The organism is Steroidobacter cummioxidans, assembly GCF_003104955.1.
The window spans coordinates 168,096-180,890 of the sequence record NZ_LSRW01000009.1; the positions used below are offsets into that span (position 1 = coordinate 168,096).

At 62.6% G+C, this 12,795-nt stretch carries 10 protein-coding genes and 1 pseudogene; 5 read left to right on the top strand and 6 right to left on the bottom strand.

Features of this window, described 5'->3' with window-relative positions; all coding sequences use genetic code 11:
- Both D0550_RS06745 and D0550_RS06750 read right to left on the bottom strand, forming a co-directional pair.
- On the bottom strand, positions 1–807 hold the full coding sequence (locus D0550_RS06745) for a M48 family metallopeptidase (RefSeq protein WP_116808343.1): 807 nt from the start codon (positions 805–807) through the stop codon (positions 1–3).
- 62 nt (positions 808–869) lie between these two features.
- A complete protein-coding gene (locus tag D0550_RS06750) occupies positions 870–1,451 on the bottom strand; it encodes an SRPBCC family protein (RefSeq protein ID WP_116808344.1) in 582 nt (193 codons plus the stop codon).
- A gap of 78 nt (positions 1,452–1,529) precedes the next feature.
- Between D0550_RS06750 and folE the strand changes: the two genes are divergently transcribed.
- Positions 1,530–2,177 carry a GTP cyclohydrolase I FolE gene (gene folE / locus D0550_RS06755; protein WP_116808345.1) on the top strand — a complete coding sequence of 216 codons (648 nt, stop codon included), beginning with the start codon at positions 1,530–1,532 and terminating at the stop codon, positions 2,175–2,177.
- A gap of 146 nt (positions 2,178–2,323) precedes the next feature.
- Positions 2,324–3,073, top strand: coding sequence for a hypothetical protein (locus tag D0550_RS06760; RefSeq protein WP_116808346.1), 750 nt, complete (start codon positions 2,324–2,326; stop codon positions 3,071–3,073).
- On the opposite strand, the gene D0550_RS06765 is transcribed toward D0550_RS06760, so the two are convergent.
- From D0550_RS06765 to D0550_RS06780, 4 genes are all read right to left on the bottom strand, one after another.
- Complete coding sequence (locus tag D0550_RS06765; RefSeq protein ID WP_161965674.1) at positions 3,070–3,849, bottom strand: endonuclease/exonuclease/phosphatase family protein; 780 nt, start codon at positions 3,847–3,849, stop codon at positions 3,070–3,072. The two genes, D0550_RS06760 and D0550_RS06765, sit on opposite strands and share 4 nt — an antisense overlap.
- On the bottom strand, positions 3,842–6,109 hold the full coding sequence (locus D0550_RS06770; protein ID WP_116808348.1) for a VTT domain-containing protein: 2,268 nt from the start codon (positions 6,107–6,109) through the stop codon (positions 3,842–3,844). The genes D0550_RS06765 and D0550_RS06770 overlap by 8 nt, the downstream gene beginning before the upstream one ends.
- A gap of 98 nt (positions 6,110–6,207) precedes the next feature.
- Complete coding sequence (locus D0550_RS06775; RefSeq protein ID WP_161965675.1) at positions 6,208–7,311, bottom strand: D-2-hydroxyacid dehydrogenase; 1,104 nt, start codon at positions 7,309–7,311, stop codon at positions 6,208–6,210.
- A gap of 33 nt (positions 7,312–7,344) precedes the next feature.
- On the bottom strand, positions 7,345–8,220 hold the full coding sequence (locus D0550_RS06780) for a dienelactone hydrolase family protein (RefSeq protein WP_116808376.1): 876 nt from the start codon (positions 8,218–8,220) through the stop codon (positions 7,345–7,347).
- Positions 8,221–8,659: 439 nt separating this feature from the next.
- On the opposite strand from D0550_RS06780, the pseudogene D0550_RS37100 reads away from it, so the two are divergent.
- The 3 genes and pseudogenes from D0550_RS37100 to D0550_RS06790 form a co-directional block, all read left to right on the top strand.
- Positions 8,660–8,992: pseudogene (locus tag D0550_RS37100) on the top strand (cellulose binding domain-containing protein); the annotation flags it as partial.
- Between the two features lie 48 nt (positions 8,993–9,040).
- A complete protein-coding gene (locus D0550_RS06785; RefSeq protein ID WP_414717268.1) occupies positions 9,041–10,873 on the top strand; it encodes a glycoside hydrolase family 6 protein in 1,833 nt (610 codons plus the stop codon).
- 88 nt (positions 10,874–10,961) lie between these two features.
- Positions 10,962–12,665 (top strand): lytic polysaccharide monooxygenase, encoded by a 1,704-nt coding sequence (locus tag D0550_RS06790; protein WP_161965676.1) that lies wholly within the window; start codon positions 10,962–10,964, stop codon positions 12,663–12,665.
- Positions 12,666–12,795: the final 130 nt, after the last annotated feature.

Consider the following 12,795-nt stretch of genomic DNA (forward strand, 5'->3'; position numbering starts at 1 on the left):
CTACTTCGCGCCCGCCTGATACAACGGCAGCACGAGCGGCACATTCTTTTCGAGATCCCGAATGCGCGACTCGCCCGAGGGGTGCGTGCTCAGGAATTCCGGTCCACCGCCGCCACCCGCCTTGCTCATCTTCTGCCACAGCGTGACGGCCGCGTTCGGGTCGTAACCCGCGCGCGCCATCAGCTCGAGGCCAATGCGATCCGCTTCGGCTTCCTGTTCACGACTGTGCGGCAGCGTGAACGTCACAGCCGAAACCTGACTGGCGATCTGCATGGTCGTCGCCTCTCCGCCGGTCGCGACGGCCACGCCGGCCAGCACAGCCTGTTCGGCATACGCACGAGACAAGCGTTCGCGCGAGTGCTCACGCAGGGCGTGAGCGATTTCGTGACCGATGACTGCGGCCAGCTCCGCATCGGTCGGTTTGATCGTATCGATCAGCCCGGTGTAGACCATGATCTTGCCGCCGGGCATGCAGTACGCGTTCACGTCCTTGGACGTCTCCACGTTGACTTCCCAATGCCAGCTGGGCGCGTCCGGACGGAAGATCGCGGTTTGCGGAATCAACCGCTGCGAAATCTTCTGCACGCGGTCGTAGGCCTGTTTGTCCGTGTTCAACGAGCCGGCCTGGCGCGCCTTGTTCAGTTCCTGGTCGTAAGCAACCTTGGCGCCCTCGTCCACCTTCTCGGACGACACTGCCATCAGCTGCTTGCGCGTGACACCGATCGCGCCCGGCTGAGTGGTCTGGACGCTTTGGCAGGCCGTGACCAGGATGGCGGCGGCGACAACGAGCAGGGAACGTATGCGCATGGGAATCCTCCGGTGGGGACGGATTTTAAATCTGTCCCCGAGATCTGTCCCCTCTAATGTCACTATTGCTTGGGGGGTTCCTGCTTCGGCGCTTCCTGCTTGGGCGCCTCGGGATTGCCGTTGGTCGCGTAGCGCGCCAGGCGCTGCAGCTGCCCACCCAGCACTTCATCGACGATGGGCGCCCAATCCGCCAGCGGCCGATCGGCAAAGCCACCCACGTTATATGTGAACGTGATGCGCGAGCCGCCCGCCGCCGACTCGATCTGCCACGTCATCACGCCGTTGACGCCGAACTCCTGCAAAGGCCCGAGCGCGCCATGGACTCGCAACGTCTTCGCCGGCTGCGCATACACGACCGTGCCGTGCTCGATGCCGGCATACAAACTCAGCTTCTCGCAGAAACAACCGCGCACGAAGGGATCGAGCGACAGATTGCGCGCATCGCCTGAATACGTGTGCTCGGGATCCCACCATTTCGCGATGTCCGACAGCGCGGCCCAGATGACCGGCGGCGCGACATTCGGCGCCTCGGCGATGTGGCGCAGATTGAAGCCATTCGGCCCGGCACTGACGATCTCCGCTCGCGCTGCGCCGGCCACCGACCAGGCACCCAGGACAGCCACTGCGATCAGGCATGCTCGCATTATTGTTTCCTCTCCAGGGCAACCGCTTCAGGGCGCGCATGGTAATCCCTGCCAGTCAAGGATGGTACGCTAGCGCCCATGAGCAAGAAAAAAAGCCACACACCCAAGAAGTCAGGCAATGCCGCCTTGCCCGAGGCGCACGTGCAGACTCCGACGGTGAGCGAGCAGGACGCGCGCCAGGCCGTCGAGACCCTGTTGCGCTGGGCCGGCGAAGATCCGTTGCGCGAAGGCTTGCGCGACACGCCCAAGCGCGTCGTCAGCGCCTATCGTGACTGGTTTTCCGGCTACCTGAGCGACCCGGCCGACTATCTGCGCCGCACCTTCGAGGAAGTCGAAGGTTACGACGAGATGATCGTGCTGCGGGACATCGAGTTCGAAAGCCACTGCGAGCATCACATGGCCCCCATCATCGGGCGCGCGCACGTGGGCTACCTGCCCACCAACAAGGTCGTGGGCATCAGCAAGCTGGCTCGCGTCGTCGACGGTTACGCGCGGCGCTTCCAGGTCCAGGAAAAGCTCACGGCGCAAATCGCCCGCTGCATCAACGACGTGCTCAAGCCGCGGGGCGTGGGTATCGTGATCGAAGCCATCCATCAATGCATGACCACTCGCGGCGTGCACAAGCGCGGCGTGTCGATGATCACCAGCAAAATGCTCGGCGACTTCCGCGAAGACGCCCGCACCCGCAACGAGTTCCTGCGCTTCATCGACATCTCCAACACCTAGTGTCGGCGGCGCACATTTAACACTCGGCCTCAGGGAGTCCCGCAATTCCTGGCGAGCACGTCGCGAGTGTGACGGCGTTCTCGTTTGCAACTCCGTCACAGTCCTAGCATCCCGAACCGTTGGCTTCGTAGAACAACGACGATCGGATGCAGAGGTCAGATGTGAACGCGGCGGCCGAGACGACGATGCTGGACCCTCAACCCCACCCCGTCCGAGTACGCGCCGAGCACATCTCCCTCGACACGGGCCATGACGACGACGGTCTCGTTGCATCGAAGAAACGTCCGCATCGCTCGACCCGCATGAGCTACACGCTCACCAGCAAGCTGCGTGGCTGCGCTACGCACCTGGGCTTGCTCGACGAGCATTTCCTGTCCGTGCAGCTGACGCGGCCCGACATCGAGCCGCGCAAATACGATTTCGATCTGCGTTTCGCCAATGCCAAGCCGGTGATCGTGCGTCACATCGCCTGGTTCTGGCTGGCGCTCGCCATCAGCCTGGCGGCACTCGCTACGTGCGCCCTGTGGCTGTTGTGGCCCAAGAGCGCCGCCGAATGGATCCATCCCGTGCCACTGACCGCAGTGATCGCGTTGCTCGCATCCGCCGCAGCGGTGCTGATGTTTCTACGGCGCACCACCGAATCGCTCGAGTTCATCAGCGTGCACGGCGGTGTGACGTTGGTGAGTGTGACCGGCGCGATCGGCAGCGCGCGCGAGGGCAAGAAATTTTTCATCGAGCTCATCAAGAGCATCAATGCCGCGAAGGTTGCGCGGCCGCAGCCGCCTCATCAATTCCTTCGCGATGAAATGCGCGAGCACCATCGATTGCGCGAGCTGGGGGTGCTGACACAAGCGCAGTATGAGATGAGCAAGTCGCGCATCCTGGCTTCACACTAAGGCGCAGCGCGCAGAGCGAAGCGCTCCACGTCGATCTCCGCACGCAGCGGCAAATGATCCGACGCTCGTTTGGCGAGCGCCGTGCTGTGCACCTTCACTGAAACGATGGCCTGCACCGGCCGCACCCAGATCCTGGTCAGCGCCAGAAACGGCCAGAACGACGGGAATTCCGGCGGCGCCAGCGCTTCGCCCAGAATCTTATGTGCATCTCGCAACGTGCCCGCGTGCGGAAACCATTCATTCATGTCGCCGAGCACGACGGTTGGATGCTCGGGCGGTGACGATGCGATCGCCGCGAGTAACTGCCGCCATTGAAAGCGACGCTCAGAGCGGCTCAGCCCGAGATGCGTGGCGATGATGCGCAGTGCGCGCCCACCGACATCCAGCTCGACATCGATCGCACCGCGCGGCTCCAGCCATTTGCCGAAGCTCAAATCATGTCGATGCACACTGACGACGGGGAACCGGGTCAGCAATGCATTCCCGTATTCGCCGCTATGTCGCACGATGCGCAGGCCGGGAATCGCGGCCATGTCCATGGCCTCGGATAAGTATTCCAGCTGCTTCGAGTCCTCTTCGTCGCCAGGCTCGTTGTCGACTTCCTGCAGCGCATAGATGTCGCAGTCGAGTTCCTTGAGCACCTCCGCGATGCGCGCGGGCGAGCAACGCCGGTCGAGCCCGACGCAGCTGTGAATGTTGTACGAACCGATGGAAATGCGGCGCACGCCGGGCGCTGGCGCCTCGGCCGCTTCGTTCGGCACTTCGGCCTCAGACAATGCGCGCGTCGCTGACGCCATGTCGCGTGGACGTTGATGCTGCTGAGAGCAGCCAGCGGCGCACCAGCCATGAGGCGCCGACGAGCAACAACAGCACGAAGGCGATCGCCCAATAGTTGATGCGTCGAGGATCATCCAGCCAGGTCGACAGCTGATCGCCGAATACCGTCGACGTGAGCGTGCCCGGCAGGATCCCGATCGCCGTCCCTAGCAAGAACTCCCACATACGCATGCGAATCGCGCCCGCGACCACGCCTTCCACCGCGAAGGGCGCCAACGGCACCAATCTCAGCGCCGTCATCGCGAGCAGACCGCGACGACGCAGTACCTGCAGAATCTTGTCCAGCTTCGCACCGGCCATGCGCCGTACCGTGCTTGGGTTGAGCCGCTTGCCCGCGACGTAGCTGGTCCAGGCGGCCACTTGAATGCCCGTCATCGCGATGACGAAACCCCAGATCGGACCGTACGCAATGACAGCAAACAAGGTGATGAGCGGTCTTGGAAACATCACATACGACGCCGGCGTGAACGCGAGCACTGTCACAATCGGCACCCACCAGGTCTGACCGACTTCGCGCGCCCACCCCATGATGCGGTTGCCTTCGAGATAGACCGACAGCGGCGTGAACTTCCACAGCGCGGTCAGTGCAATCACCAGGGCCGCGATTCCTGCCAGCTTGCCCCACGACGGGCCGGTGGGCCCCGCCGACGACTCGGCATCCTCGGACCGGCTGGTCACGAACGCGTCCGCGTGCTGATCCGCCATGGTCGTCTCGGGGTCTGGCGCGCTGAAGATCTGCGCGAGATCCGCAAGCCCGACCGGCTTCTCGGGATCGGCGACGCTGATCACACTAAGCAGCGTGTCCGACACCTGCGGCAAATCGGTCAGCGGCTTCAATGTGCGGTCGTCGCGATGCAGCCGATCGATCGCATCACGCAAATTGCCGGCATTCGCAATCGCTTCGCTCACCACCTCCACCTCGAAGCCCAGGTGCTCCGCGAGCAGCAGCGAGCGCAGACTGCAAATCTGCTCCTGTATGTCTTCTCGCCCGCGCGCCTCGACAGTGAGGTCGCACTCGGTGTCGAGCCCCATCGAACGGTTCGCCAGATTCGCCGACCCGATGCGCACCATGTCATCGTCGATCACGATCATCTTGGAATGAACGTCGATGCAGGTGCCGGCCTTCAGGCCATCGATGAACGGATAGTAGACGCGGAAACGCTTGTATCGATCGGCATCGAGCAGCTTCTGTATCAGGCGCTTGCGCAGCGTCTGCATGGTGAGCTCTTCCAGCCAGCCATGACTCAGCTCGCGCAATACGACGATGACCTCAGGCCCCTCGGGCTCGGCGAGCCGCGCAGCCAATGCATCGCCCACCTTATCGGCGGTGAAATACTGGTTCTCGATGTAGATGCTGTTTCTGGCGGCGGCGATCATGTCGAGATACAGCGCCTCGACTTCTCTGACACCGGCATCGCCATTGACCTCGGGCGCGGTGCGCGAGATGCCAATCTGCACATCGTTGAGATGCGCAGTCAACGACTGCGGCCAGCGGGACGCTTTCATCTCCTCCGCCGCGGCCTTGCGCCGAAACACTCGTCGCTGTGCTGCCGGCGGCCGGAGCGTCTCGCCGGTAGCCTTGCGCCAGCGTTCACGCACCAGATCGCCCAATGCCATCGCAGCGTCGCCTTCGACGGCCATCATCAAATCGTGGAACGGCGGGTACGCCGCGCCTTTCATGTTCCGATGCTGATTGTCCGGCGAGTGCTCGTTGGTGTCCCAGCGGCGACAAGTCAGATCGATGCCGCCATTGAACGCGACTGCATCGTCGATCACCACGATCTTCTGGTGATGCGAGCCGCCGGTGGGATGCGTGTTGTCATAGCGGAAATGCACGCGGCGATGCGGCTTCCAACCCAGACCGTAAAACGGCGCCCACTCACGATCCAGTCCGAAGATCATCGGGTAGTCCCAGATCAGGATGTGGATGTGCAGATGCCGGTTACGGCGCGCCAGGCCGTTCAGGAAATCGCCCAGTTCCAGCTCGCAATCGCTCGGGTCCCGGCACAGCAGGCGCGTGCGGCTGTGGAAGTCCCAGCCGGAGATCAGGATGGAGCGCTTGGCATGGCGCGCAGCTTCGACGAATGCGCGGAAGTAGTTATCGCCATCGACCACAAACGCGGCGCGCCGCGCCTGCTCCACACGCCAGCAATTGCGGCCGGGCTGAAGCAATGTCGATGGTGCAGCGGGCACGGTCATGATCGCTGGCGGTTTGCAAAAATGGCAAAGGGTGTCGGCGAAACGCTTGCACCGCCGGGCCGGTTCCAACAATCAACGCGAGCCGCCGTTTTGGCCGATCAGTAGCCGCGGGTTACGTCCACCACTGACAGCATTTTGTCGCCGGTCGAATAGCGCTTCACGTTCTCGCTCACGACCTGCAGCGGGGCTTCGGCACCCAGGTCCGAGGCCGCCGACACGTGCGGCGTAATGATGAGGTTCGGCGCTTTCCACAAGGGATGATCGGACGGCAGCGGCTCGGGATCGGTGACATCGAGCGCGGCACCCGCAATGGTGTTGTTGTTGAGCGCAGCGACCAGATCCGACGTCACCACGCTGGCGCCACGCGCGACGTTGATAAAATACGCCGTCGACTGCATCTTTGCGAACAGCTCGGCGTTGAATATTCCTCGCGTCTCCGGCGTCAGCGGCGCGGTGTTCACCACGAAATCGGCTTCGGCGGCCAGTTTCGGCAATTCATCGGCCAGCCCGACATAGCTCACGAAGTCAGGACCGCTGCGACCGCTGTGGCGAGTCGCTGTGACCTTCATGCCCAGCGCATGCGCACGCTTCGCGACTTCAGTGCCGATACCACCGAGACCGACGACCAGCATGGTTTTGCCATCAACCACCGCAGCACGACCCGCCGGCAGCCGCGGCAGCCATCTGCCTTGCGCCTGCGCGGGAATATAAACGTCGAATCCGCGAGTGAGCGCCAAGGTCATTGCAATCACATGCTCGGCAATGACCGGGCCAGAGATGCGCTGCATGTTGGTGACCAGGATGTTTCGTTCCCTGACGCCCGGCACGGACACACAATTCTCGACACCGGCGCTCACCAGCTGGATCCATTGAATGGACTTGCCGGCCTCGAGCACTTCGGCGTCGCACACACCGATGGTCGCATCGATGCTGGCAATCTTTGCCTTGGCTTCGGGCGTGCCCGCCACGATGAATTCAACATCGGGCGCAGCGGTCTGCAGCGCCGGACCGAGCCGCGCCGCCTGTCCGCCGATCAGAATGCGCTTGGGCTTGCGCCAGCCCTTGCGATCCTTCACCGGCGCGTCGGCCTCCTGCAAGCCGTAGCGCTGGATCACGTTGGAAGCGGAATTTTCCGCGGCGTCGACCGACGCCATGAGCAAAACAGTGAGGCAGGCGCCAGCCACGAGCGAGCGACAGTTCATCCGCATCCTCCGCTTCAATCCCTGGTTAATTGGTCAGGCGACGCCGTTCTTCTTGAACCAGGCCAACGCTCGTTGCCAGGCGTCCTTGGCGTCGGCTTCGACGTACGACGGCCGATAGTCGGCGAAGAACGCATGCGGCGCGTCCGGATACACGATGATCTCGGAGCCCACCTTTGCCTTCTTGAGCGCGTCACGCATCTGCTCGACGCTCTGCAGCGGAATGCCTTGATCCTTGCCGCCATACAGGCCGAGCACCGGCGCCTGCAAATCAGCGGCAATGTTTACCGGATGTTTCGGCTGATTGTCGGTGGGATCGCCGACCAGGCGCCCATACCAGGCCACACCCGCTTTGAGCTGTTTGCTGTGTGCGGCGTACAGCCACACGATACGGCCGCCCCAGCAGAACCCGGTGATGCCGAGCTTGGCGACATCGCCCTTGCCGGACTTCTGCGCGAAATCGACGGTCGCATCCAGATCGCCCATGACCTGCTCATCGGGCACCTGGGCGACGATGGGACGGATCTCGTCGATCGACTTGAGCTTGGAAACATCGCCCTGGCGGTAATACAGCTCCGGCGCGATCGCGAAATAACCCAGCTTGGCAAAGCGACGGCAAATATCCCTGATGTGCTCGTGCACGCCGAAAATTTCCTGCACCACCAGGATGACGGGGAACGGGCCGCCCTTGGCGGGCATGGCTCGATAGCCGGGAATGGTTTGATCGCCGACCGGGATTTTCACGTCGCCGGCGTCGAGACCTTTGCTGTCGGTGCTGATGGTCGCGGCGCCGATCGGCTGCACGGCAAGTGCGAAGCCGGCGGCGGCCAGGCTGCCGGCCATCATGTGGCGGCGGTTCAGCTCCAGGCGCGAGAACACGTTGACGATATCGGTCTGCACATCCCGGCTCATGGCATTCCCCTGCTTCGATGATTGCAACCGCACGAGTGTAACGACGTGCCCGCGGCCTGCAAAGAATCGGCGACATCTGTCGCCGTGCGCGAAATTCAACAAACCCGCGCCGTCGAGACTGTAGTCCGCGCAATTTCTGACCAGACACAATTGACTCCGCAATGACTCGACGAAGCGGCAAATAAGTCCACTGATTTGCCTTGAAAAGCCCACCTCGGCGCGCGGCCATGCATGTCTCGCGTTGGCTCGAATGGCAAGGATTTCCATGTTGACAGCGTTGGCCAATTGCCCCATGTTCGCGCCCGCTCGAACAAGGATTGTCACGCGCCACTGGTGCAGCGGCGCTCTATCAGGGGGTCGTAACATGGAAGGACGACAAAGGTCCGAAGGATCTGCCGCGCGCTGGTTGTTTGCCCTACTGCTGATTTGCAGCCTGGGCATGACACAGCAAGTCTTCGCTCAAGCGGCTGGCTGTCAGATTACTTACACCAAGACGTGGGAAGGCGGTAACGGCTTCGGTGCCGACATCGCCATCCTGAACACCGGTCCGGCCATCACCAACGGCTGGACATTGCAATTCACATTCCCCAATGGCCAGCGCATCCAGAACGGTTGGCCGGTCACGTTCTCGCAGGCCGCCGGCAGCGCGCAGGTCACCGTCTCGAGTAACGCGGCGTGGAATCAAAGCATCGGCAGCGGCGCGACCTTTACTGCCGGTTTCAACGGCACCTTCACGACGACGAATTCGACGCCGACCAATTTCACATTGAACGGCACGGCCTGCACAGGCGGCGGCACCGGCGGTAACACGGCGCCCATCGTGAGTTTGACCAGCCCGACCAGCAGTCAAACATTTCCTGCCGGCTCGACCGTGACGCTCGCGGCCAATGCAAGCGATCCAGGTGGCGCGGTGACTCGCGTCGAGTTTCGCGTGGATGGCAATTTGGTGAATACCGACACCACTTCGCCCTACAGCTTCAACGTGACCGGCCTCGCTGCCGGCAATCACACTGCGCAAGCCACCGCATTCGACAATGGCTCGCCCGCGCTGAGCACGGCGACTGCGGCTGTGCCATTTACGATTCAAGGAACAGTGCAGCCCACGATCGTTGCGAGCCCGACGTCGCTGACGGTCGCAGGCGGCGCGAGCGGCACGGCGACATTACGACTGAACGCCGCGCCTGCGAGCAGCGTGACCGTCACGCTCACCCGTTCCGGAAGCACAGCGATCACCGCCAGCCCGACGTCGATCACATTCAACAGCGGTAACTGGCAGAGCGGCGTGAATGTGACGTTCAGCGCTGCGAGTGGCACGGCCGCCGCAACCTCGACGTTCACGGCCGCCGCGAGCGGCTACACCTCGGCCACGGTCTCGGTGACACGCAGTGGCGTCGTTACCGGCCGAGTCGACAATCCATATGTCGGCTCCGGTGTTTATAACAATCCGCAGTGGCGGGCGAATGCGGCCGCGTCCGGCGGTAGCGCGATCTCGATGCAGCCCACCGGCGTGTGGCTGGATCGCATCAGCGCAATCGCCGGCAACAGCAGCCCCACGACGGGCAGCATGGGACTGGTCGATCACTTGAATGAAGCACTGACGCAAGATCAGGCGAACGGCGCCACGCCGATGACCATTCAGATCGTGATCTACAACCTGCCCGGCCGCGACTGCTCCGCGCTTGCGTCCAATGGCGAACTCGGACCCAACGATCTGCCCCGCTACAAGACGGAGTACATCGACGTGATCGCCGGCATTCTGCGCCGGCCAGCGTACGCGAACCTGCGCATCGTGCTGATCATCGAGATCGACTCGCTGCCGAATCTGGTGACCAATGTCACGAGCCGCCCGACCGGCACGGCGATGTGTGACACGATGCTCCAGAATCGCGGCTACGTCGATGGCGTCGGTTACGCGCTCGCGACATTCGGTGCCATCCCGAATGTTTATAACTATGTCGATGCAGGCCATCACGGCTGGCTGGGGTGGGACACCAACTTCGGCCCGACCGTGGACATGATGCGGACTGCGGCAACTGCTTCGGGCAGCACGCTGGCCAACGTGCACGGCTTCATCACCAACACTGCAAATACTTCAGCGCTGCAGGAGCCGTACATCGTCGTCGACAACACCACGCGTCCGTCGCGCTGGATCGATTGGAATCAATTCAACGATGAACTGACGTACGCGCAAGCGTTCCGCCAGCGCGCCGTCCAGGCCGGCTTCGATGCGAACATCGGTATGCTGATCGATACCTCACGCAACGGCTGGGGCGGCCCGAACCGACCGACCGGTCCGAGCACCGCTGCCGATCTCAACACTCGCATCGACGCGTCGCGCATCGATCGTCGCATTCACAAGGGCAACTGGTGCAATCCCAGCGGTGCGGGCTTGGGTGAGCGTCCGCGTGCAGCGCCTGCCGCCGGCATCGACGCCTATGTCTGGATCAAGCCGCCCGGCGAGTCCGACGGCGCGAGCCAGGAAATTCCCAATGACGAAGGCAAAGGCTTCGACCGTATGTGCGATCCGACATACGGCGGCAATCCACGCAATAACAACAACATGACCGGCGCGAAGCCGAATGCGCCGCTGTCGGGACATTGGTTCCCGGCGCAATTCCAGGAACTGTTACAGAACGCGTATCCACCGCTGTAAGCAACACACATGAGACCCGGCGTCACCTCGTGCGCCGGGTCTCGCGGACAAGCGAGGGACGGGACTTCACATGTTCAACGGAGGATGTATGAAGCTCGATGCATTACGGACGATGCTGCTCGGCGCGCTGCTGCTCATGATGGGCGGCGCCTACGGGCACGGACTCATCCAGGACCCGCCATCGCGCAACTGGATCTGCGGCGCCCTCACCAAGCCTGATCAAGTCAACAACGGCACTGCGCAGTATCCAGTCTGCGGCCAGGCCTTCAGCGCAACCGGCGTCGACCCGAATGCCGGTTACAGTTTCATGAGCGTGCTCACGCACACGACTGGCCGCTCCGGCGTCGGCGTGCGCCAGAACGTTTGCAGTTTCAACTCGGAGACGTGGAATGGCGCCGCAACGCCATGGGATCAGCCAATCAACTGGCCGACCACGCCAATGGCTGCCGGGTCGAAAGTGTTCACCTGGAACATCTCATGGGGCCCGCACTTCTCGGACACGCAGGAGTTCCGTTACTGGATCACCAAGTCCGGCTTCCAGTACCAGACGGGCAAGGCGCTGTCGTTCAGCGATTTCGAGGACACGCCCTTCTGCGTCCTCAACTACAACGACGCCACGCCGAACGCCAATCCGGATGTGATTCCCAACCCGGGCGCTGCCACGTTTCAAACTCGCTGTAACGTCCCAGCGCGCACCGGCCGGCACGTGATTTACGCCGAGTGGGGCCGCAACCAGTGGACATACGAGCGCTTCCACGGCTGCATCGACGCAATGTTCCAAGGCGGCACCGGACCGACCCTCGATGCGCAGATCGTGCTGTCACCCAACGTCGCCGAGTTCGAAGGCGCTGGCTCGATCACCCTCGATGGGCGCACCTCGACCGGCTCGAACCTGAGCTACCAGTGGACCGTCAGCTCTCAAAACCCGTCGCTCTACACGCTCACTAATGCCAATCAATCAGTCGCGACACTGACCCTCGCCAATCCGCAGGCATCCTCGAACGTCACGGTCTCGTTGGTTGTGTCGAGCAGCGGCTCGTCCGACAGCGCCACACGCACGTTCGTGCATCGACCGGCGACGGCGTCGCAGTGGTTCGATCTCGGTCCGCTGACTTCGGAATCACGCACGCTCACGGTCGGCGATCGTGTTTCCGTGCGCACGGTGTCGAGCACTGGTCAGGATGCCTATTGGCCGACGAGCCCGCTCGTCATCACCTCATCGAATGCAGCTGCTACTGCGTGGCCTCTGGCGCTGGGACAGGCTGTGAATGCAGCGAACGGTGCGGTGCGCGTTGGCGTGCTCAATACATCAAGTCAGGTCGTGCCTCAGCAAAGCGCGACGGCCAATCGCGTGTATGCGCAGAACTCCGCCGGCATCACGAGTGCGTTCCTGCAGGTCACACCGGCGACCACCGGCAATGGCGGACTGACAGCGACGCCAGTCATCGCTTCCGCCAGCCCGTATTACAACGAGCATCAGCTGCGGATCTCAAATACTGCCGCAGTCACCGCGCTGTCTGTCACGATCGTTGTGCAGAGAACGACGGGTGTGAGCTACAGCGGCCAATACAACACGCTCGGCAGCCAGGTCCAGCAGACCAACTCGAGCACGAGCTCTGCGATCACTTATCAATACACGCTTGGTTCCGGCCAGACGCTCAGTGCTGGAACGAATCGCACTTTCGCCGCGCAGTTCGGTGGCACGGGCACCGCCCATCCCACCGCGGGTGACACCTACACGGTGAACTACACCAGCGGCGGAGTTCAGTACACGCAAACCGGCACGTTCTGAGGCATCAACAGGGGGAAAGTCACATGCTTCATTCATATGCTCATGAGGCGGCAGCAATCCCGCTGCCGCCGAGCGACAGACGAGTCTCTTGGCGGCGACATTCCGACATGAGTCCGTTGCGCTGGATCCT

Bases quoted from the DNA above. Each gene is read 5' to 3' on its own strand.
- D0550_RS06750 (WP_116808344.1), bottom strand. From the start codon at position 1,451: ATGCGAGCATGCCTGATCGCAGTGGCTGTCCTGGGTGCCTGGTCGGTG.
- D0550_RS06760 (WP_116808346.1), top strand. From the start codon at position 2,324: ATGCAGAGGTCAGATGTGAACGCGGCGGCCGAGACGACGATGCTGGAC.
- D0550_RS06770 (WP_116808348.1), bottom strand. From the start codon at position 6,109: ATGACCGTGCCCGCTGCACCATCGACATTGCTTCAGCCCGGCCGCAAT.
- D0550_RS06745 (WP_116808343.1), bottom strand. From the start codon at position 807: ATGCGCATACGTTCCCTGCTCGTTGTCGCCGCCGCCATCCTGGTCACG.
- D0550_RS06780 (WP_116808376.1), bottom strand. From the start codon at position 8,220: ATGAGCCGGGATGTGCAGACCGATATCGTCAACGTGTTCTCGCGCCTG.
- D0550_RS06775 (WP_161965675.1), bottom strand. From the start codon at position 7,311: ATGAACTGTCGCTCGCTCGTGGCTGGCGCCTGCCTCACTGTTTTGCTC.
- D0550_RS06790 (WP_161965676.1), top strand. From the start codon at position 10,962: ATGAAGCTCGATGCATTACGGACGATGCTGCTCGGCGCGCTGCTGCTC.
- folE (WP_116808345.1), top strand. From the start codon at position 1,530: ATGAGCAAGAAAAAAAGCCACACACCCAAGAAGTCAGGCAATGCCGCC.